At 62.9% G+C, this 19,580-nt stretch carries 22 protein-coding genes and 1 tRNA gene; 6 read left to right on the forward strand and 17 right to left on the reverse strand.

Translation table 11 applies throughout. The features are described 5' to 3' along the window. Positions 1-30: 30 nt before the first annotated feature. Positions 31-426 (reverse strand): (deoxy)nucleoside triphosphate pyrophosphohydrolase, encoded by a 396-nt coding sequence (locus tag ACTQ1E_RS03225; RefSeq protein WP_441048718.1) that lies wholly within the window; start codon positions 424-426, stop codon positions 31-33. A gap of 529 nt (positions 427-955) precedes the next feature. On the opposite strand from ACTQ1E_RS03225, the gene ACTQ1E_RS03230 reads away from it, so the two are divergent. Genes ACTQ1E_RS03230 through ACTQ1E_RS03240 form a run of 3 tightly spaced genes read left to right on the forward strand, consistent with a single transcriptional unit; the run spans position 956 to position 3,581 of the window. Then, positions 956-1,498, forward strand: coding sequence for a DUF4342 domain-containing protein (locus ACTQ1E_RS03230; RefSeq protein ID WP_441564699.1), 543 nt, complete (start codon positions 956-958; stop codon positions 1,496-1,498). An 18-nt stretch (positions 1,499-1,516) separates the two neighbouring features. Continuing rightward, positions 1,517-2,302 (forward strand): response regulator transcription factor, encoded by a 786-nt coding sequence (locus ACTQ1E_RS03235; RefSeq protein WP_441563304.1) that lies wholly within the window; start codon positions 1,517-1,519, stop codon positions 2,300-2,302. Continuing rightward, positions 2,286-3,581 carry a sensor histidine kinase gene (locus ACTQ1E_RS03240; RefSeq protein ID WP_441564701.1) on the forward strand — a complete coding sequence of 432 codons (1,296 nt, stop codon included), beginning with the start codon at positions 2,286-2,288 and terminating at the stop codon, positions 3,579-3,581. The genes ACTQ1E_RS03235 and ACTQ1E_RS03240 overlap by 17 nt, the downstream gene beginning before the upstream one ends. 293 nt (positions 3,582-3,874) lie before the next feature. Here the strand turns inward: ACTQ1E_RS03240 and ACTQ1E_RS03245 are convergent, their stop codons facing one another. Next, positions 3,875-4,249 (reverse strand): VOC family protein, encoded by a 375-nt coding sequence (locus tag ACTQ1E_RS03245; protein WP_441564703.1) that lies wholly within the window; start codon positions 4,247-4,249, stop codon positions 3,875-3,877. An 11-nt stretch (positions 4,250-4,260) separates the two neighbouring features. Beyond that, positions 4,261-4,548: a PTS sugar transporter subunit IIB gene (locus ACTQ1E_RS03250; RefSeq protein WP_441564705.1), complete on the reverse strand. Its 288-nt coding sequence runs from the start codon at positions 4,546-4,548 to the stop codon at positions 4,261-4,263. Between the two features lie 163 nt (positions 4,549-4,711). On the opposite strand from ACTQ1E_RS03250, the gene ACTQ1E_RS03255 reads away from it, so the two are divergent. Beyond that, a complete protein-coding gene (locus ACTQ1E_RS03255; RefSeq protein WP_427718884.1) occupies positions 4,712-5,335 on the forward strand; it encodes a hypothetical protein in 624 nt (207 codons plus the stop codon). A 31-nt stretch (positions 5,336-5,366) separates the two neighbouring features. Then, positions 5,367-5,451, forward strand: a tRNA-Leu gene (locus ACTQ1E_RS03260). A 149-nt stretch (positions 5,452-5,600) separates the two neighbouring features. Here the strand turns inward: ACTQ1E_RS03260 and ACTQ1E_RS03265 are convergent. The 5 genes from ACTQ1E_RS03265 to larC all read right to left on the reverse strand — a co-directional run bounded on the left by ACTQ1E_RS03265 (position 5,601) and on the right by larC (position 9,508). Continuing rightward, positions 5,601-6,602 carry a Ppx/GppA phosphatase family protein gene (locus tag ACTQ1E_RS03265; RefSeq protein ID WP_441564707.1) on the reverse strand — a complete coding sequence of 334 codons (1,002 nt, stop codon included), beginning with the start codon at positions 6,600-6,602 and terminating at the stop codon, positions 5,601-5,603. 19 nt (positions 6,603-6,621) lie between these two features. After that, positions 6,622-7,383 carry a hypothetical protein gene (locus ACTQ1E_RS03270; protein WP_441564709.1) on the reverse strand — a complete coding sequence of 254 codons (762 nt, stop codon included), beginning with the start codon at positions 7,381-7,383 and terminating at the stop codon, positions 6,622-6,624. A gap of 168 nt (positions 7,384-7,551) precedes the next feature. After that, positions 7,552-8,412 carry a nucleoside triphosphate pyrophosphohydrolase gene (mazG, locus tag ACTQ1E_RS03275; protein ID WP_441031361.1) on the reverse strand — a complete coding sequence of 287 codons (861 nt, stop codon included), beginning with the start codon at positions 8,410-8,412 and terminating at the stop codon, positions 7,552-7,554. 2 nt (positions 8,413-8,414) lie between these two features. Further along, positions 8,415-8,963, reverse strand: a complete 549-nt coding sequence (gene yfcE / locus ACTQ1E_RS03280) for a phosphodiesterase (RefSeq protein ID WP_427748071.1) — start codon at positions 8,961-8,963, stop codon at positions 8,415-8,417. A gap of 59 nt (positions 8,964-9,022) precedes the next feature. Next, on the reverse strand, positions 9,023-9,508 hold the full coding sequence (gene larC / locus ACTQ1E_RS03285) for a nickel insertion protein (RefSeq protein ID WP_441054196.1): 486 nt from the start codon (positions 9,506-9,508) through the stop codon (positions 9,023-9,025). A gap of 339 nt (positions 9,509-9,847) precedes the next feature. Between larC and ACTQ1E_RS03290 the strand changes: the two genes are divergently transcribed. Then, positions 9,848-10,759, forward strand: a complete 912-nt coding sequence (locus ACTQ1E_RS03290) for a PHP domain-containing protein (RefSeq protein ID WP_441564711.1) — start codon at positions 9,848-9,850, stop codon at positions 10,757-10,759. Positions 10,760-10,869: 110 nt separating this feature from the next. Here ACTQ1E_RS03290 and hisE read toward each other — a convergent pair whose 3' ends face one another. From hisE to hisG, 9 genes are all read right to left on the reverse strand, one after another. Beyond that, positions 10,870-11,187, reverse strand: a complete 318-nt coding sequence (gene hisE / locus ACTQ1E_RS03295; protein WP_006235893.1) for a phosphoribosyl-ATP diphosphatase — start codon at positions 11,185-11,187, stop codon at positions 10,870-10,872. A 46-nt stretch (positions 11,188-11,233) separates the two neighbouring features. Continuing rightward, the gene (gene hisI / locus ACTQ1E_RS03300; protein WP_154515095.1) at positions 11,234-11,563 is read right to left on the reverse strand and encodes a phosphoribosyl-AMP cyclohydrolase; all 330 of its coding nucleotides are present in this window, start codon (positions 11,561-11,563) and stop codon (positions 11,234-11,236) included. A 142-nt stretch (positions 11,564-11,705) separates the two neighbouring features. Continuing rightward, entirely contained in the window at positions 11,706-12,488 is a 783-nt protein-coding gene (gene hisF / locus ACTQ1E_RS03305) for an imidazole glycerol phosphate synthase subunit HisF (RefSeq protein WP_441564713.1), read from the reverse strand. 3 nt (positions 12,489-12,491) lie between these two features. Further along, a complete protein-coding gene (locus ACTQ1E_RS03310) occupies positions 12,492-13,235 on the reverse strand; it encodes a HisA/HisF-related TIM barrel protein (protein WP_427718862.1) in 744 nt (247 codons plus the stop codon). After that, positions 13,232-13,933, reverse strand: a complete 702-nt coding sequence (gene hisH, locus ACTQ1E_RS03315; RefSeq protein ID WP_441564715.1) for an imidazole glycerol phosphate synthase subunit HisH — start codon at positions 13,931-13,933, stop codon at positions 13,232-13,234. The genes ACTQ1E_RS03310 and hisH overlap by 4 nt, the downstream gene beginning before the upstream one ends. 137 nt (positions 13,934-14,070) lie before the next feature. Next, the gene (hisB, locus tag ACTQ1E_RS03320) at positions 14,071-14,658 is read right to left on the reverse strand and encodes an imidazoleglycerol-phosphate dehydratase HisB (RefSeq protein WP_427795451.1); all 588 of its coding nucleotides are present in this window, start codon (positions 14,656-14,658) and stop codon (positions 14,071-14,073) included. Continuing rightward, positions 14,659-15,774 carry a histidinol-phosphate transaminase gene (gene hisC, locus ACTQ1E_RS03325; protein WP_441564717.1) on the reverse strand — a complete coding sequence of 372 codons (1,116 nt, stop codon included), beginning with the start codon at positions 15,772-15,774 and terminating at the stop codon, positions 14,659-14,661. 1 nt (position 15,775) lies between these two features. Next, the gene (hisD, locus tag ACTQ1E_RS03330) at positions 15,776-17,212 is read right to left on the reverse strand and encodes a histidinol dehydrogenase (protein ID WP_152067999.1); all 1,437 of its coding nucleotides are present in this window, start codon (positions 17,210-17,212) and stop codon (positions 15,776-15,778) included. A 105-nt stretch (positions 17,213-17,317) separates the two neighbouring features. Continuing rightward, on the reverse strand, positions 17,318-19,033 hold the full coding sequence (hisG, locus tag ACTQ1E_RS03335; protein WP_152068000.1) for an ATP phosphoribosyltransferase: 1,716 nt from the start codon (positions 19,031-19,033) through the stop codon (positions 17,318-17,320). Positions 19,034-19,580: the final 547 nt, after the last annotated feature.

The following is a 19,580-nucleotide window of genomic DNA, read 5'->3' on the forward strand; positions in this document are numbered from 1 at the left end:
GCGGGCCGCCATGTGGCGCCCGCCCCTTTCTTACATAAGCCCGAGTTTCTTTTCGAGCTCCTTAACGACTTTAACGTCTGCCGGAAGCCAATCGACATCCCACAGGTTATTGGTATCAAGCCATTTCATATCCTCGTGAGCATGCTCTTTGAACTCCCCCGAAAGAATGGTAGCTAGGTAGCACTGCATCGACAGGTGGAACGTCTCGTAATCGTGTTCGACCGTGCAAAGATAGTCGAGGTTACCGATCGTGACCTCGAGCTCTTCTTGAATCTCGCGCACAATTGCCTGCTCGCCGGTCTCGCCCGGCTCGAGCTTGCCGCCCGGAAATTCCCAGCCGTCTTTAAACTCGCCATAGCCGCGCTGGCAGCTCAGAATTTTTCCGTCCTTCTGAATAACCGCTGCTGCAACATTGATTGATTTCATAACTAGTTATCACCTCTCCAGTTGAGCCCAACCAGTATAGGTGATCAACCGCCCGCCATGTCCCAGTCGCCTGAAAACCACCTGCTCGACCAACCCTTAACGCCGTTTTGCACCGGCACCCCATCCCCCGCTATCGAGGTCTAATACTTTTCCGCGAAGTGAACGTCTGTTTTTGGACCCCTGAAGCATCCACATTTTTCGTCGGCAAAATCGCAGGATTTCAGCATCGAAACCGCAGGAAACGGCACCTCTAAAGTTTCGATGCTTCGGGGGTCCGTTTTAGCTCGTTCACTTCTCGGAAAAGTATTAAACCTCGCTGCTAGCTACCCAGAAGGGCACCTCTTCCTTCCCCACAGCACCCAAAAACTCATCCAACATTAATCTTGGCTCAAGAATCGCTTAATCTATAACCTGCACTATGAAGTTCGACCAAGGGCGGGGCGGCGCCGCGCAACGCAGACCGCTGAACGCAACGCTCGCGCCCGGGCAGATCGCCCGACGTCGCGCCCATCGAACGAAAGGACAGGTCATGGACGACCTCGAAAAAGTTGAAACCATCCGCACCAAGTGCAACGTGAGCTACACCGATGCCAAGGCCGCGCTCGAAGCCGCCGACGGCAACGTTTTGGACGCCATCATTTGGCTCGAGTCGCAAGGCAAGACCCAGACCACATCGGCGCACGCCGCCACCGAATCCGAGCCGGTCGATGAACCCTCGGCCGAGATGGTCGCCGCGCAGGCAGCCTACGAGAAGTCGAGCGAAAAGACTGACTTTTCCAAGAAGATGGACAGCGTGTGGGAGTACCTCAAAAAGCTCTTCCGCCTGAGCCTGGACACCAAGTTTATCGCCACGCGCCGCGACGCCATCATCCTCAACATCCCCATCCTGATCCCCATCGTCGCCCTGTTTGCCTGGGGCGCCACGATATGGCTCATGCTGATTGGCCTGTTCTTTGGCATGCGCTACCGCATCGATAGCGACGGCGACGTGCCCGGCAGCATCAACAACCTTATGAATCACGCCGCTGACGCCGCGGACGACATCAAGCAAAACCTGAACGACGACAAATAATCGCAGACGGGGGCACGCATGACACAGATCCTGATCGTAGAGGACGAGGAGAAAATCGCCCGCTTTGTGACGCTCGAGCTGGAGCACGAGGGCTACCAGGTGGAGCACGCCGCCGACGGCCGCACCGCCGTGGACCTGGCGCTGGAGCACGACTACGATCTGATTCTGCTCGATGTGCTGTTGCCGCAGCTCAACGGCATGGAGGTCTTGCGGCGTGTCCGCAAGCACAAGGATGTGCCGGTGATTATGGTCACCGCGCGCGATGCCGTGATGGACAAGGTGGCCGGCCTCGATGCCGGTGCCGACGATTACCTGACCAAGCCGTTTGCGATTGAGGAGCTGTTCGCACGGATTCGCGTGGCGCTGAAGCGCGCGGAGGCCGTGCGGGCGGCTTCGGGCGTTGGTGGCGCCGGCGCTGGGGCGGGCATGGCGGGCGGCGCGGGCGGCGACGCCGCTGCGGTGCCCCCGGTCAGCAAGTCGACCAAGGCTTCCGTCGCGCCCTCCCCCGCCGCGCTCACCGTGGGCTCGGTCGTGCTCGACCCCGACCGCCGCGAAGTCACGGTCGGCGGCTCGCCCATCGCGCTCACGGCCCGCGAGTTCGACGTTCTCGCCCTGCTTATGACACATGCCGAAACCGTGCTCACACGCGAGCGCATCGCGCACGAGGCGCTGGGCTACGAATACGTAGGCGACACCAACAACGTCGACGTACACATCGCGCACCTGCGTGCCAAGATCGAGGACGCCGGCGGCGCCCGCATCATCCAGACCGTGCGCGGGGTGGGCTATGTCTGCCGTGCGTAACGCCGAGACCAAGCGCGTCACCTCCATCGCCCGTGCCATCAACTGGAGCTATATGTGGCGCCGCCTGATGAGCTATGTCTGGCTCGATCTGCTGCTGATGGTGATTGCAGCGGCGATCCTCGTCTATGGATACAACCAGACGCTGCCCGACAGCGCGTTTACCGCAGGATGGATCCCCGGCGCCACTGTTCAAGGCATGTCGCTGAAGCCCGCGCGCGACTGGGACCTGACAACGCTCACCTATACTGTCGAGCTTGCGCGTACCACCAAGACTTTCCCTCTCGCACAGGACCTCGTCGCGCTATGGCCTCTCTACCTTGTCGTTGTGGGTTGGCAGGTCATCAGCGTGCTCAACATGCTCGGCGGCGCAAGGCACGTGCGTCGCACCATGGCACCGCTCAACGACTTGGCCCTGCGCGTGGACGAACTCGGCCGCATGCAACTCTCCGGCGGCAAGATGGAAACACTGGAGCAGGCCATCGAGCGCGCGAGTGTCGACTCGCCAAGCGTCACCACCGGCGACGCCGACCTGGCAAGCATCGAGGTCGCGCTCAACCGGCTGCTGCGCCAGATGCAAGAGGCCAAGCTGCAGCAGATGCGCTTTGTCAACGATGCAAGCCACGAGCTGCGCACGCCCATCGCGGTGATTCAGGGCTACGTAAACATGCTCGACCGCTGGGGCAAAGACGACCCGGACGTGCTGGCGGAATCCATCGCGTCCCTCAAGGCCGAAAGCGAGCATATGCAGGAGCTCGTGGAGCAGCTGCTGTTTTTGGCACGCGGCGATGCCGGGCGCACGGTCCTGCGGCGTGCGCATACCAACCTGGCCGCACTGGTCGGCGAGGTGTGCGAGGAATCGCAGATGATCGACGCCGCGCACATGTATCGGCTGGCTTTTGACCCTGCATTTGCCAACGATCCGCGCTGCGACGCACCTGTCGACGTGGCGCTTGTGAAGCAGGCTCTGCGCGTGATCGTGCAGAACGCCGCCAAGTATTCGAACGCGGGAACGACCGTCACGTTTGCCATAACTCCCGATACGGGCACGGGCGCGATCGACATAAGTGTTGAGGACGAGGGTATCGGCATGAACCAGGAGTCCGCAGCTCACGCGTTTGAACGGTTCTACCGCGCCGACAACGCACGCGATGCCGGCGCGCAGGGCTCGGGCCTGGGGCTTGCCATTGCTAAGTGGATTGTCGATAGCCATGGCGGCGCCATTGGCGTGACCTCGGTCGAGGGCGTCGGTAGCCGCTTTACGATTCGCCTGCCACGGTAGGAAGCCCCCTCGTGAATCGAGGTCTAATACTTTTCCGGAAAAGTGAACGAGCGTATTTGGACCCCTGAAGCATCCACATTTTTCGACGGGATAATCGCAGGATTCCAGCATCAAAACCGCAGGAAACGGTACCCTCAAAGTGTCGATGCTTCGGGGGTCCAATTCTGCTCGTTCACTTCTCGGGAAAAGTATTAGACCCCGATTTCATGTCCCCTAAAAAGGTCGCCCCCTCGGCAAAAAAAGGGATAGGGCCATGCGGCCCTATCCCTTTTTTCGTTATAGCAGCTTGTGCGCTACTCGCGACACAGGTGCACGGCGAAGCCGGCGAACTCGCGCTTAAAGTACACAAGCTTGGTGCCGCCGTCGGGCAGCAGCACGCGCGACTCCTCGTTGACCTCGAGCCCGTGCTCGGCAAACCACTTCTCGGCAGCATCGATGTCGTTGACGGCAAAGCCTATGTGGCCCTTGGCGCCACGACCGTTCTGCTTCATGATCTCGACCAGCGAGTCGTTAAAGTACGAAACCGGGGTCTCGCTGACGGGCAGGCCCATCATCGTCGAGAACAGCTCCGCGATCTCCAGGGCGTCTGCCGGGTCGGTGGCGTTAATGCCCACATGGGCAACGCGCATGCCAAAGAGCTCGACCGGGTTGGCGTTCTGCTCGTTCATACAGGCAGCGTCTACTGAGCCATGACGTCGAGAACGGCCTTCTCGGCAGCGACGCGGTTCATGCCGGTCATAAAGGGCACGCCGCTCACGTACGGGCAGGTGAGGCCCTCGGGGGCAACGGTGGTGGCGATCAGCAGATCGGCGCCCTCGTCGCAAGCGTCCTTGGCCTCGGAAATGGCGCACTGCACGATCTCATACTTGCCGGCGTAACCGTTGGTGTCGAGCATGGTGGCGACCTTCTGGGCAACGAGCGTGGAAGTAGCAGCGCCAGCACCGCAAGCCAAAACGATCTTCTTCATAGGTAATGTCTCCCTTCATGGTTTACTTTAGGTAAGTGTACCGCAGCGAGCGATGGCGCTCGGCCTCGATGCACTTTTGTGCCAGTTTGCTTGCACGCTGCGTATAATACATCTAGTACGTTTTGTCATACCGCTTGTTTTACGAGCGACCGAGGAGCTCAATATGCCCGATTCCCGCACACTCTGGACCGTCGTCGTTGTCATCTGTATCGCCGTGTCGCTGCTCTTTAGCATCAAAAAACGCACCACGTTTAAACGCCTGCAGCGGCTCATGGCCGCCAAACAGTGGGACGAGTTCGATCGTTTGCTCGACGGCAAACTCACCAGCATGCTGTACCCGCGCTACAACCGCGACTACCTGCGCCTGAACTCCTATCTGCTGCGCGAGGACCACGAGCGCGCCGACGAGATGTTTGACCTGCTGCTGGGGCTCAACCTGCCCAAGATGCAGCGCGTCGATCTGGTGATCAAGGCCTTTAACTACTACGTTGGCCAGGAGGACCGCAAAAAGTCCAAGGAGCTGCTGCACGAGATCAAGGGCTTTGAGGGTGGCCAAGCCGAGGCAGTCGCGCACGAATGCCAGCTGATGTACGACACGATGATCCTCAAGCGCCACAACGACATTCCCGAGCTGGAGCGCATGCTCGAGGATGTCGGCAACGACCCGGTCAAGCGCTGCCGACTGGAGTACCTGCTGGCCCTGCAGTACCAAAACAAGGGCGACGAGGCAAAGTTCCAAGAGTTCCTCGAGAAGTCGGGCCAACACTCGATGGCCGTCAACGCGTAACGGACGGCTTGTGCTAGACTTCTAGTCTTACGGGGGCGTGGCGGAATTGGCATACGCAGGAGACTTAAAATCTCTCGCCGCAAGGATTGTGGGTTCGAGTCCCACCGCCCCTACCACGTATTGTTTACGAGCCCGTGTCCCTTTGGAATGCGGGCTCGCTTCTTTTGGATACCGTCAAGCCTCTAAGTTGCGGTGGAATAGTTCCTGTTTTGGCAGTTTATCAGCCCATTTAGGAACTATTTCACCGCAACTTATGAGGGGATGGTTAAAGGACGCTGAGGCTGGGGGTCCAGGCGATGGTGGGGGTCGCGCCGTCGAGAACCTCGTTGATGGTGGCGGCCATTCCGGCGAGCAGGCTGTTCTCGCTTACAGTGAGCGCGTCGTAGCCGCCGGCTCGCATGAGCTCGCGAATCACCACAGCACCAGCCAAGATCACGCCCGCACGCTTGGGTTGCACGCCTGGCAACGCGGCGATGCCCGCGACATCCAGCGAGGACATGCGCTCGATAGCGGCCGAAACCTGGTCCAGAGAAAGCTCGCGCAGGTGCACAAAACTCGAATCATACGGCTCCAGCTCGTGAACGAGCGCAACGAGCGTGGTGACGGTGCCACCCACCGCGACCAGGCGCTCGGCTCGCTCAAAGTCGACAGGCAAGCTCTTAAAGTAGCCCGCAAACTGCTCGTTTGCCCAGCCGGCAGCAGCCGCAAGCTCGCTGCCCGTTGGCGGCAGCGCCGAGAAAAACCGCTCCGTCACGCGGCGACAACCGATGTCCAGCGAGCGCGTTCCCTCCAGCGCAAAGACCCCACGCTCCGGCGCATAGACGCCCGTCGCGAGCTCCGTGGATCCGCCACCCGAATCGGTAACAATGATGCGCTCGCCGGCAAAGTCGTGCGCCACGCCAAAAAACGTCAGGCGCGCCTCGACCTCGCCCGGAATCACCTGCGGCTCGAGCCCCAGCTCGCGCAGGCCGTCCAGCAGCAGCGCGGCATTGGACGCATCGCGCGCGGCGCTCGTGCACGTGGTGCAGATGCACGCGGCCCCAAAGGCACGGGCCTCGTCCACAAACATTCGGCACGCAGCGAGTACGCGCCCAACGGCCGCCTCACAAAAGCGCCCCGTTGCGTCCACGCCCTCGCCCAAGTCGGTAATCTCGGTATGCTTGGACGATTCCACGATCGCCCCGTCCTCGACCTGGGCCAGCACCAGTCGCGACGACACCGTTCCCAGGTCAATCGCCGCCACCTTATATCGTTTGCAATTCGTCATTGCGGCCCCCCTCCGGGCGCTACTCGCCATTGGACACGACTGTCTGGCCCTCGACGCCGTTAAATCCAAACAGCATGTCGAGCGTCTGGATGTACCACGGCGCGTCCTTGCCGACCTCTTCGATTTCCTTGGCAACTTCGCTGGCCTTCTTGGCGTTCGACGACTTCTTGCTCGACGAGGCATCGGAATCGTCGTCCAGGCCCTGCACTTCAATCCTCTTCTCGCCGGGCATCACCAGACCCAGGTCCTCGGTCGCCGCGTCCTTAATGCCCTCCTCCGAGAGCAGCTTGTCGACGTTTTTTTGCAGGTCGTCATTATATTGCTCGCGAATCTCGACCTGCTTGGCCAAGATGTCGCTCGAGCGTTTTGCCACATACAGGTCGCGCACGGGAAAGTACAGGCTCACGAGCGCCAGGGCGACGACAATGCCAACAAACAGCCCTCGCTGGGGACCGTGGGTAAAATCATAGATTGCCTTGACCACCGCGTTATCGTTGGCGTAGTGCATAAAGTCCGAGCCCGAAAGACGGCTTGAGGGACGGCGCGGCTTGTCGGACGCCTGGGTCGAAGGGCGCGACGCATGCTTGGAACGCGATGGGCGCACCGGACTGTCCGAGGAACTATTTGGCTGAGCATTGGGATGCGAAGTCGCCGGCGAGCTATACCTGGAGCGATCAGCGCCAGCATAACCAGACCCGCCAAGCTGCACCGAATGCGCACGGCGAGGTGACGGTTCGCGCGAACCGGCGGAATAGTGCCTGTTGTCGTAAATCTGATCCATGTGCGCCTTGTGCGGTTGAGGTTTGTTTGCGCTAAGTCCTTTAGTTATAGCACGCGGGCGGACCAGCCGGACGAGCCGTAGGACAAATCCATTACTCGAGCGCACGTGGTCGCCAACGGGCAAGTCGACGGGACGCCGCCCTTACGCCCCGCCGACCAACACCGTGTCCTACTCCTCTGCCTTTGCGGCATCCCACAGGTCGTTGAGCCCGTGGGTCGAAAGCTCGGCAAGATCAACATGGGCATCGGCCGCCATCTGCTCCATCGCGGCCCAACGGCGGCGGAACTTTGCCGTGCTGGCACGAAGGGCGCTCTCGGCGTCGATGCCCTCCTTGCGCGCAACGTTGACCAGGGCAAAGAGCAGGTCGCCAAACTCCATCTCGCGCTCGGGCGAGCCGGGCTCCTCGGCCTCAAACTCGGCACGTTCCTCGGCGACCTCGTCCCACACGTCCTGGACCGTATCCCACTCAAAGCCCACGGCAGCCGCCTTGCGCGAAACCTTCTGAGCCTGCATCAGCGCCGGCAGATGCGTGGGCACGCCGTCGAGCAGGCCCTCGGGCGCAGCCTCGCCCGCCGCCACGGCCTGGTCCTTGGCGGCCTTCTCGGCAAGCTTGACCTCGTCCCAAATCTTGAGCACCTCGTCGGAGCTGCCGGCATCCACATCGCCAAACACGTGCGGATGGCGGCGAATGAGCTTGGCGTCGATATCGCGCGCCACGTCGGCCAGCGTAAACTCGCCGGCGTCCGCCGCAATCTGTGCATGCAGCACGACTTGCATGAGCACATCACCCAGCTCCTCGCGAAGATGGGCCGCGTCATCCGCCTCGATGCAGTCGAGCGCCTCGTAGGCCTCCTCGATCATGTTCTTGCCAATGCTCTGGTGCGTCTGCTCGCGGTCCCACGGGCAGCCGTCGGGCTGACGCAGGCGCCAGATAGTCTGTACCAGATGTTGTAACTCGGCCGATGCATCGACCAGCGTGGACAGGTCACGCGAACCTTCGGCATTTTGCTGAGCCATGTGCTCGGCCATGGTTAGTCCTCCTCCATGATCACATGGCGGAACGCGCCGCCCTCGTAGATACCATAGCTGTGCGTGCCGTCCTTGGGGATGCTCACGCTACCGGGATTGAAGAGCCACAGACCCGGGTGCGCGGTGCTTTCCTCGTTGACCTTGACGTGCGTGTGACCGTAGACGAGCGCGGAGCCCTCGGGCAGCGCGGGCGCGTGATCGACGCTGTTGTGCATGCCGGCGCCAAAGACGTGGCCGTGCGTCAGGAACAGTTCGCGGCCGACCTCGTCGAACAGCGTGGCGTAGTCCGCCATGACGGGAAAGTCGAGAACCATCTGGTCGACCTCGGCGTCGCAGTTGCCGCGCACCGCGATAATGCGGTCGGCCAGGGCGTTGAGCAACGGAATCACGCGTTTGGGAGCATAGTCGCGCGGCAGGTCGTTGCGCGGACCGTGATAAAGCAGGTCGCCCAGCAGGACGATGCGGTCGGGCTGCTCGGCTTCGATGGCAGCGCAGAGGCGCTCGGTCCAATATGCCGAGCCGTGGATGTCAGAAGCGATGAGGTATTTCATGGAGGTCCTTTCGGGGTGGGGTTGACGTGGCCGGGCGCGGAATGTCGCCACCAGCCGCGTTATTCAAATCGCAGTGCCGCGCTCTGGGCCGCCTGCATCACGCGTTGGAGCGGCACATTGTGCTCACGGGCAAGGCGGGCGCAGTCTTCGTACTCGGGCGCCGCGCGCTCACTGCCGTCGGGCAAGGTGGCCACCTTGACGGACACCTCGCCCCACGGCGTCGTTACGCGCTCAAAGTAGCGCGGCAGGCAAACGCGCTCCATAACCTGGCGGCGGATGCCATTGGTCGTGGTTTCCAAAAAGATGATCGTCTGCAGGCGCTCGATATCCTCGTGGGTGCAGATTACCTGCAACTGCCAGCCAGGGCGGCCTTTCTTGCAATAGAGGGGCAGCCAGTGCACCTCGCGCGCGCCGGCCTCGCGCAGGCGGTCGGCGGCGTAGGCGAGCACCTCGGGCGACGCGTCGTCGATGTCGCACTCCAGCTTGACGATGGTTTCGGGCGCATCGGTCTCGCGGGACAGCGGAGATGTAGTTCCACGTTGCATACGGTCCGGCTCCTTTCCGCACGGGCTCGTTTTATTCACCCAAACGCTAGCACATCGCGAGCGGCGCAAGTGTGGCGGCGCGCGATGAGCGCGATTTTCCTTGTCTGCAAGAACCGACACTCCACCGCCTCGGCCAAACATGTACATCAGCCTCCAAACATGTCATTTTTTGTCGGTTTTGGAGGCTGAGGTACATGATTCGAAGCAAGGCCGATGTCGCGAGCCCGCCCTTATGCGCCGCCCGTCCTTTCCAGTCGATTTCGGCCCCCCGGCGCGTACATCGCACTGGAGGCCGCGCCGTTACAATGGAGCAGATTCGCTTGACGTAAAGGAGCCACCATGTCTGCCTGCCCGCTGGTCGATTGCCATACTCACACCTCGTTTTCGGACGGACACGCCTCGTTTGAAGACAACGTCCGCGCCGCTGCTGCAGCCGGTTGCCGCACCATGGTCTCGGCCGATCACCTTACCCTGCCTGCCAGCATGGATGCCACCTGCGAGGTGCAGGTTGTCGAGGGCGACCTGCCGGCGCATCGTCTGGCTTTTGAGGATGCCTGCAAGCTTGCCGCGCAGATTGCGCCGGAGCTCGAGCTTGTCTATGGCTTTGAGTGCGATTGGTACGAAGGCTGCGAGCCTTTGGTTGAGCGCTGGTCCCGAGGCGCCGTCGTACGCCTGGGCAGCGTGCATTGGATTGGTAACCCGGGCAATATCATGGCAGGCGCTGCGGGCGCGACGGGGACAGAGGGCGTCGCACGCCCCGATACGCCCGACTCACGCTGCGGCTGGATCGACGACGACACCAACCTGCACGTTTGGGAAAACTTAGGTGTGCGCGGCGTGTGGGAGCGCTATGTCGATGAATGGTGCCGCGCCTGCGAAAGCTCGCTCAACTTTGATGTGATGGCTCACCCCGACCTGGTCATGCGCTTTTCGAAGGAAGGCTTTGCGCCCGACTTTGACCCCGCGCCGTTTTGGCGGCAGATGGCCGAGTGTGCGCACGATACGGACCGCCGCGTTGAGGTCTCGACCGCCGCACCGCGCAAGGGGCTCGACGACTACTATCCCGCGACCGGCCTTTTGCGCTGCTTTGCCCATGCCGAGGCGCCCATTACCTTTGGCTCGGATGCGCACCGCGCCTGTGATATTTGCTGGAATATCCGCGAGGCCCAAGCCCATGCCTACGACTGCGGCTACCGAACCTTCGACATCCCCCACCCCACCGGCGAATGGGAGTCCACACCCCTCGCCTAGCCATCCCTTCATAAGTTGCGGTGAAATAGCTCCTGTTTATAGCCCTAAGACCGTCAAACAAGAACTATTCCACCGCAACTTCTATGGTCATCGGGGACGTTCTTTAACGACTAGTGGCGGCGGGCGTTGAGTTCGCCGGCCAGCTCGTCGAGGGTAATGCCGTAGCGCTCAAGCGTCACGAGCAGGTGGTAGACCAGGTCGCCAGCCTCGTAGCGAATGTGATCATGGTCGTTATCCTTGCAGGCCATGATCACCTCGCTCGCCTCCTCGGCAAGCTTCTTGAGCAGCTCATCCTCCACATCGGTCAGCAGTCGAGCGGTATAGCTTTCCTGCGGCGACGCATCGCGACGACCGTGAATCACCTCGGCCAGCCCCGTTAGCGTCTCGCCGATATTTCCATCCTGAACATTTGCGGTACGCACACCCATGGTTCAATCCTTTCTGGTTGGCCAAGCGCCTGGTCGAGCGCCCGCCCTACGCGAGTTTCTTAAAGAAGCAGGTACGGTTGCCGGTATGGCAGGCCGGACCCGGCGAGTCGACCTTGACCAGCAGCGTATCGCTATCGCAGTCGGCCCAGAGTTCGCGAACCTCCTGCATGTTGCCGCTCGTCGCGCCCTTGTTCCAGAGCTCCTGGCGACTGCGGCTCCAAAACCACGTGGTGCCGGTCTTGAGCGTCAGCCCCACCGACTCCTCGTTCATCCAGGCAACCATGAGCACCTCGCCGGTGTCATACTGCTGAACCACACAAGGAATCAGCCCGCGGGCGTCGTACGCAAGCTTTGAAGGATCGGTTATCTCTTCCATTTCTCTCCCCAAATTCAAACTTCGCAGGTCGGCGAGGGTTGTCCAGGTGCCCGAGATTCCGAGCGACAAGCCCGACGACGCGTACTTAAGTACGCGAGGAGGGTTGGAGCCGGAAGGTCGGGTGCCTGGGCAAGCCGCAGCGCTAGAAGTCCAACCTGACAGGGATGCCTTGAGAGGCCATATACTCCTTCACCTGGCGAATGCTGAAGGTTCCAAAGTGAAAGACGCTCGCCGCCAGCACGGCGTCGGCCTCGCCCTCGATCACGCCCTCGGCAAAATGCTCGAGCGTGCCCACGCCGCCGCTCGCGATGACGGGGATTGGCACCGCGCGGGCTACGGCGCGGGTGAGCGCCAAATCAAAACCGGCCTTGGTGCCGTCGCGGTCCATGCTGGTGAGCAAGATCTCGCCGGCGCCGCGACGAGCCGCCTCCTCGGCCCACGCCACCGCGTCGATGCCCGTGGCGTTGCGACCGCCCGCCGTGAAGACTTCCCACTTGTCGGCACTGGGTGCGCCGGGCAAACCGACGCGCTTGGCATCGATCGCCACGACCACGGCCTGGCTGCCAAACGCCGCGGCGGCCTGGCTAATCAGCGACGGATCGCGCACGGCCGCCGAGTTGAGCGACACCTTGTCGGCACCGGCGGCAACCATGGTGCGCATGCCCGCCAGGTCGCGAAAGCCGCCGCCCACGGTATAGGGAATGGCGAGCTCCTCGGCCGCATGCGCCGCCATCTCGATGGTCGTCGCACGGTTGTCGCTCGTGGCGGTAATGTCCAGGAAGACGACCTCGTCCGCACCCTCGCGGTCGTAGGCACGCGCCAGTTCCACCGGATCGCCCGCATCGCGCAAGCTCACAAAGTTAACTCCCTTGACCACGCGGCCGTCCTTGACGTCCAGACAGGGAATTACGCGCTTGGTAAGCATGGGCTACTCCTCCCCTCGGGCGGCGGCCAACGCCTGGGCCAGCGTAAAGTTGCCCTCGTAGAGCGCACGGCCGGTAATGGCGCCTTCAATCGCGCCCTCACCCACCGCGGCCAGTGCGCGGATGTCGTCGAGCGTCGAGATGCCGCCCGAAGCCACGACGGGAAAGCCCGCGACCTCGGCCACATGGCGATACGCCGCCACATCGATACCCGTCTGCATGCCATCGCGCGCGATGTCGGTATACACCAGATGCTTAAAGCCCAGCTCGGAAAGCTGCGCCACGGCATCGTCGAGCGCCACACCTGCGCCGTCGCGCCAGCCGTTCACCTTGACCTGACCGTCGCGCGCGGCGATGTCTGCCACCAGCAACTCGCCAAAGCCTTGGGCTGCCACTTCGGCAAAACCCGGCTCGGTCACCAGCACGGTGCCCAGCGCGATACGGCATGCGCCGTAGCCTGCCAACTCGTCGATGCGCGCAAGCGAGCGGACGCCGCCGCCCACGTCCACGGACAGACCGTCGACGCCGCAGATGGCCTTAATCGCCGCCGAGTTGGCAGCGCGTGCGCCCTCGTCCTCGCCAAAGGCAGCGGACAGGTCGACGACGTGCACCCAGCTCGCGCCCTGTTCGGCAAACGTGCGGGCAACGGCCACGGGATCGTCGGAATATACCTTGCAGCGGCTGCGGTCACCGCGCTCCAGGCGCACGACCTTGCCACCGATCAGATCGATTGCGGGAAACAGGATCATCGGCCAACCTCCTCGACGATGCTCACAAAGTTCTTAAGGATGCGCTGACCCAGCGCGGAGGATTTCTCGGGATGGAACTGGCAGCCCCACACGTTGCCATGGCGCACGATGCACGGGAAGCTCCGCGTATAGTGTGTGCACGCCAGCACATCGGCGGCATCGGCGTCGTCAGCCACCGCGTAGCTGTGGGTGAAGTACATGTTGGCACCCTCGGCAAAACCGGCAAGCAGCGGATCGGCCGCACCGGTGGGCGTCATGTGCACCTGGTCCCAGCCCACGTGCGGCACCTTCAGGCGGCTCGACTCCAAGCGCGTGCACGAACCGCGCATAATGCCCAGGCCATCGACCCAGGGACCGCCAGCCTGCTCGGGGGCGCTGCCGTCGGCGACCGCGCCCTCGTCCGCAGGCACGCCCTCGTTGCCGCGCTCAAAAAATAGCTGAAGGCCCAGGCAGATGCCGAGCAGCGGGGTTCCGGCGGCAACGGCGTCGAGCACCTCGTCCGCCTCGCCGCTCTGGCGCATAAAGGCGATCGCGTCATAGAACGCACCCACGCCCGGGATGACCAGGCCGTCGGCGCGGCGGATCTGCTCCGGATCGTCCGACGTGCAGGCGGCGGCACCGGCGCGCACAAGCCCGCGCACGACGCTCGACAAGTTGCCTTTGTGGTAGTCGACCACCACGATCTTCGGTTCGCCCACGCGACCCTCCTTTTTCCCATTCAAAACCTGCCAAAAAGGGACAGGTTTATTTTGGTCGGTTAAACGTTCACCCACCGTATGAGACAGCATTTCCGCAGATAAAACCTGCCAAAATAAACCTGTCCCTTTTTGGCAGGCTACAGCGAGCCCTTGGTGCTGGGGATGCCCTGCACGCGGGGATCGAGCTCGCAGGCGTGGCGCATCGTGCGGCCCACGGCCTTAAAGGCGGCCTCGATAATGTGATGCGAGTTGCCGCCTGCGAGCTCGCGCACGTGCAGCGTGAGCTTGGCATCGCGCGCAAAGGCATAGAAGAACTCGACGGCCAGCTCGGTATCGAAGCTGCCCACACGTTCGGTCGGCACGGGCAGCTCGCAGTAGGCCTGGCCGCGACCCGAAATGTCCACGGCGGCCATCACGAGCGTCTCGTCCATGGCAATCGCCGCGTCGGCAAAGCGCGTAATACCCGCCTTGTCGCCCAGCGCTTGGCAAAACGCCTCACCCAGCACAATGCCCGTGTCCTCGACGGTATGGTGCGCGTCGACCTCCACGTCGCCTACCGCATGCACCGTCAAATCAAACAGGCCATGGCGGCCAAAGGCGTTGAGCATGTGGTCGAAAAACGGTACGCCCGTCGAGATATCGCACACGCCGCATCCGTCCAGGTCGAGTTTGACAACAATGTCGGTCTCCCCCGTCTTGCGGGTCACCTCGGCATAACGGCTCATCTACATCTCCTCCTTCACCAGCGCGGCAAACGCAGCCAGCACCTCATCGTTTTCCTGCGGGGTGCCCACGGTAATGCGCAGACAGTCCGCAAGCCCCGGCACGTAGCTAAAGTCGCGCACCAAAATCGAATACTCGTCGCGCAGGCGCTCACGCACGCGCGTAGCATGCGGCGTGCGCACGAGCACAAAGTTCGCCGCACTCGGCCATGCCTCCACGGGCAGACCCCCGGCAGCCATTGCGCGCAGGGCACACAGTTCGCGCTCGCGCTCGGATGCGACCTGTGCCACCACGGGCGCATACGCATCGCGGGCGCGCACGCAGGCAAGCGCCGCCGCCTGGCTCAGCACGTTGACCGAATAGATCTGGCGAATCGCCGCGAACACGTCGATGACCTCGGGCGCCGCAATCACATAGCCCAGACGCGTGCCGGCGGCGCCAAACGCCTTGGACAGCGTATGCAGGATCACCAAGTTGGGATGCTCGGCGATAAGTCCCTGCGCTGTGGTGGCCGCGCCAAACGAAGCGTCGGCGAACTCAACGTAGGCCTCGTCGACCATCACCATGCCGGGGCACGCATCGCACAGGGCCGCGACAAAGTCGAGCGGTGCCACGTCACCCGTGGGGTTATTGGGCGAGGTCACAATGGCCAAGTTGCACTCGGGCGCCGCCGCGAGCACGGCAGCCTGGTCGAGCTCAAAGGTCGCCGGGTCGCGCCACACGTCGCGCACCTCGGTCTGACAGAGCGACGCAAAGAACGCATACTCGCTAAAACACGGCGGGCAGTTGAGCAGGGTCCGCCCCGCGCCGCCAAACGCCAGCAGGTAGTTATAGAGCAGCTCGTCGCCGCCGTTGCCCACGCAGATATTCTCGCGCGCCACGCCATGCCAAGCGGCAAGCTCGTCGCGCAGGTCGTTCGACATGGGATCGGGGTAGCGGTTGAGCGGCGTGGCAGCCAGGGCGGCGTCGACCGCCTCGCGCACGCCAGCCGGCACGGGATAGGTGTTCTCGTTGGCCGAAAGGTTGATGCGCGTGGGCGTAAAGTTGGGATCGTAGGGCTCAATGCCAGCCAAGTAGGGCTGGACGAGCTCCTTCATGCGAGACGTCAGCTCGGCCATATTAGGCCTCCTCGCCGGTCGCGCCAGCGCCATCCGCGCTTGCAGCCGCTAGGTCCACACCCTCGGCGACCGTCGCCACGGCGTCGCCCGGCCAGGCGACCTTGGTCAGGTCGGCCGCGGCCAGAGACTCAGCACTCACGGCACCCTCGCCCTGCTCCAGCACACGGCGACGCAGTGCGGCGGAAAGCGCGTGTGCCCACAGGCCCTCGGCCTCGGCCAAACGCTGCGTCGCGGGAGCGTCCGAGAGCAGGCCCTCGGGCGTATAGCAAATGACGCTCGAGCGCTTGACGAATTCTTCGACCGAAAGCGGGTTGGAGAACATGGCCGTGCCGCCGGTCGGCAGCGTGTGGTTGGGGCCGGCAACATAATCGCCAAGCGGCTCGGAGCTCCAAGCGCCCACAAAGATGGCGCCGGCGTTGCGAATGCCGCCGAGCAGGCCCATCGCATCCTTGCAGTGCAGCTCTAGGTGCTCGGGCGCCACGGTGTTCACCGCCTCGACGGCAGCAGCCATATCGGCGGCCACCACGATGGTGCCCTCGTTGTCGAGCGAGGCGCGCGTGATCTCGGCACGCGGGGACTGTGCCACCAGAATGTCGATACCCGCCTCGACCTCGCGCGCAAACTGCTCGTCGCAGGTCACCAGATAGCAGGCTGCTAGCGGATCGTGCTCGGCCTGGGCCATCAGGTCAGCCGCGACCACCATGGGCTTGGCCGTGGCATCTGCCAGCACGCAGACCTCGGAGGGGCCGGCGACCATGTCGATGCCCACGTCGCCCGAGACAATCTGCTTGGCCGCGGCAACAAAGGCGTTGCCCGGACCGGTGATTTTGTCGACGCGCGGAATGGTCTCGGTACCGTACGCCAGCGCGGCCACGGCCTGGGCGCCGCCCACCATATAGATCTCGTCCACGCCGCCAAGCTTTGCCGCCGCGAGCGTGTAGGGACTGATCAGGCCGTCCTTTTGCGGCGGGGTCACCATGACCACGCGCTCAACGCCGGCCACCTTGGCGGGAATGGCATTCATGAGCACCGTGGAGGGATACTGCGCGCGACCGCCCGGCACGTAGATGCCGGCCGCCGCAAGCGGGGTCACCTTAACCCCGAGCATGGTGCCATCTGCACGCGTGGTAAACCAGCTCTGCTCGACCTCGCGCTGGTGGAACTCGCGAATCTGGCGCGCAGCCTTCTCGAGCGCCGCGACAAAGGCCGGGTCGAGGCCTTCGAGCGCGGCATCGATCTGCTCTTGCGGCAGACGGAAGCTCTGCAGCTCAACACCGTCAAAACGCTGACAGTAGTCGCGCACCGCGGCATCGCCGTTGGCGCGCACGTTGGCCACGATATCGCGGGCGGCGTCGACGATGTTTTGCGGCAGCACGCCCTTACGGTTGAGCTGGTTGGTAACGAGACGCTCACCGGGAGCAAGCTTGATAGTCTTCATATCGGTGTCCCCTATCGGTCGAGGTTGTGTTCGAAAAACGAGCGGCCGGGCGGCGGCGCCCATCGGCCCGCAGCCCAGACGTTGGGGCGCCCGTGCGTGCTCGCGCTATTGTGCCGAGCCCGCAACGGGCTCAAAATGCTTGTCCTTAACGGCCGCCGCCAAGCGATCTGCCAGATTACGTACGCGCGGATCTAAGCGAGCGGCGCCCGGGTTGACAAAAAAGCGCGCCGTGCAGTCCATAATGCGGCCGGTGATGACCAAATCGTTGTCGCGCAGCGTGGCACCCGTGGCGGTAATATCCACGATACGGTCGGTCATGCCGACGATGGGGCCCAGCTCGATGTTACCGTGCAGCGAGACGATATCGGCGTTCACACCGCGCTCGGCATACCAGGCACTCGCGATGCGCGGATACTTGGTTGCCACGCGAAGCGACCCGCGGCGAGCATAGTTGCGCTCGGCCTGACCGGCGCGCCACGCGGGCTCTGCCTCGATAAAGGTGCACAGGCCATAGCCCAGATCGACCAGCTGCAGCAGGTTGAGGTCGGCCTCGATGAGCGAGTCCCAGCCGCAGATGCCGCAATCGGCGCCACCGCAGCCCACAAAGGCGGGCGCATCGCTGGGTCGCACGATAACAAACTCGATATCGCCGACCGTGCCCTCACCGGCACGCGTGTCGCGACCGCGCACAATCAGGTGACGGCCGGGGTCACGCAACTCAGAGACGTCCAGGCCCGCGGCCTCGAGCACGTCGAGCGTGTCTGCCTTGAGCGAGCCCTTGGGCACGGCAATGCGCAGCGGACCCTCGGCGCCACGGCCCGCGGCGTGATCGCCGTCGGAAGCGGTGTCCTCTGCCGAGGTACGAGCGGCCTCCAAACGCTCGAGCGAAAAGGCGAAGCCCGCCGCCGGCACCTCGATGCCGTCGCCAAATGCGCCGGTAAAGATGGAGTCGTAGCGTCCGCCCGAACCGACCGGATCGGGCAAGCCACCGGCATAGGCCTTAAAGACCAGGCCCGTGTAGTAATCGAAAGAGTTCATAATGGAGAAATCGAACGACAGCACCTGGGCGTCCTCGGGAGCCAAACCCTCGACCAGGGCACGCAGCTCGCGCGTCGGCGGCGCGGCGATACCGGCGGCCTCCAGCAGCGCGTCCACGCGGTCGAGCACCTCGGCACCACCGTGCAGGCGCGGCAGTTCGCTAATGGCGGCCTTGACGGCATCAGACTCGGTGCTGGCAGCCACGCGGGCATCGAGGCCCACAAAGTCGTTGGCATGCACGCAGCGCAGGGCCTCGGCTGCCAGCTCGCGATCCTCGCACGCCGCGAGCAACTCCTTAAAAGGACGCACGCTACCTGCGATAATACGAGCATCGGGAAGCGCCAGCTTACGCACGGCCTCGGCCACCAGCGAAACAATCTCTACATCGCCCGCGGTATCGCCCGCACCGATAAGCTCAAAGCCCAGCTGCGTAAACTGACGCGAGCCACCGGCATTGCGCTGGCACTCGCGAACCACCGGCGCCTCGTAGCGAAGGCGCAGGGGTAGATCGGCCGCGCGCATGCGGGTCGAAACCAGGCGCACGATCGGCAGCGTGTTGTCGGGACGGACCACCAGCAGGCGACCGTCGTCATCAAAGAGCTTAAACGGCGTGTCCGCAATGCGGCCGCCCTCCTCGAGCGAACCCTTGTCCTCGAGCAGCGGCGTCTCGACCGGAAGGTAATGATGCTCCCTAAAGCAGCCCTTCACCGTATACGCGATCTCCTCGCGTGCCTGAGCCTCCTCGGGCAATATGTCCCGGAATCCCCACGGTGTGGCCGTCATCTGGTGAGCCTCCTCATGCTGTGTTTCATATAGAACGAAAGACCGGCATAGCTCCGCCGATCTTCTGGGTACTTTAGCATACTAGAGTGCTTGCGGGGAGAACCGTCGCCCTCGGCTCACAGCGTATTCATTTGGAAACAATGGAGCGGGTTACCCGCGGCCCACCTCTACAGCGAAGGGCATCGACAGCCCATCCGGAAAAACGTCCGAGGTCCTGCTCGCTCAGCGGAAGAGCCTACAGACGAGGGCCGGGGAGGCATGCTTTGTTTTGAGAAGTGGGCTCCGCGAACTTCTCAAAACAAAGCATGCCTCCCCGGCCCCGGCAATGTAATTTTGGCTAACCATAGTTAGATGCACGGCTTCTAAGGCAGCGTAAGCAAGGTCCCCATTACATAAAAAAGAATCAGCCCACGCATATCGAAACGGTCAAGAGGGCCGCCTCCGGGCGGGTGCCTTCCTCTGAGACTGTCTCTTATACACATCTGACGCTGCCGACGAAGTAATGCCTGTGTAGATCTCGGTGGTCGCCGTATCATTAAAAAAGGGG

The organism is Collinsella sp. LCP21S3_C7 (assembly GCF_052118485.1).
In the GTDB taxonomy this organism is placed as follows: Bacteria; Actinomycetota; Coriobacteriia; order Coriobacteriales; family Coriobacteriaceae; genus Collinsella.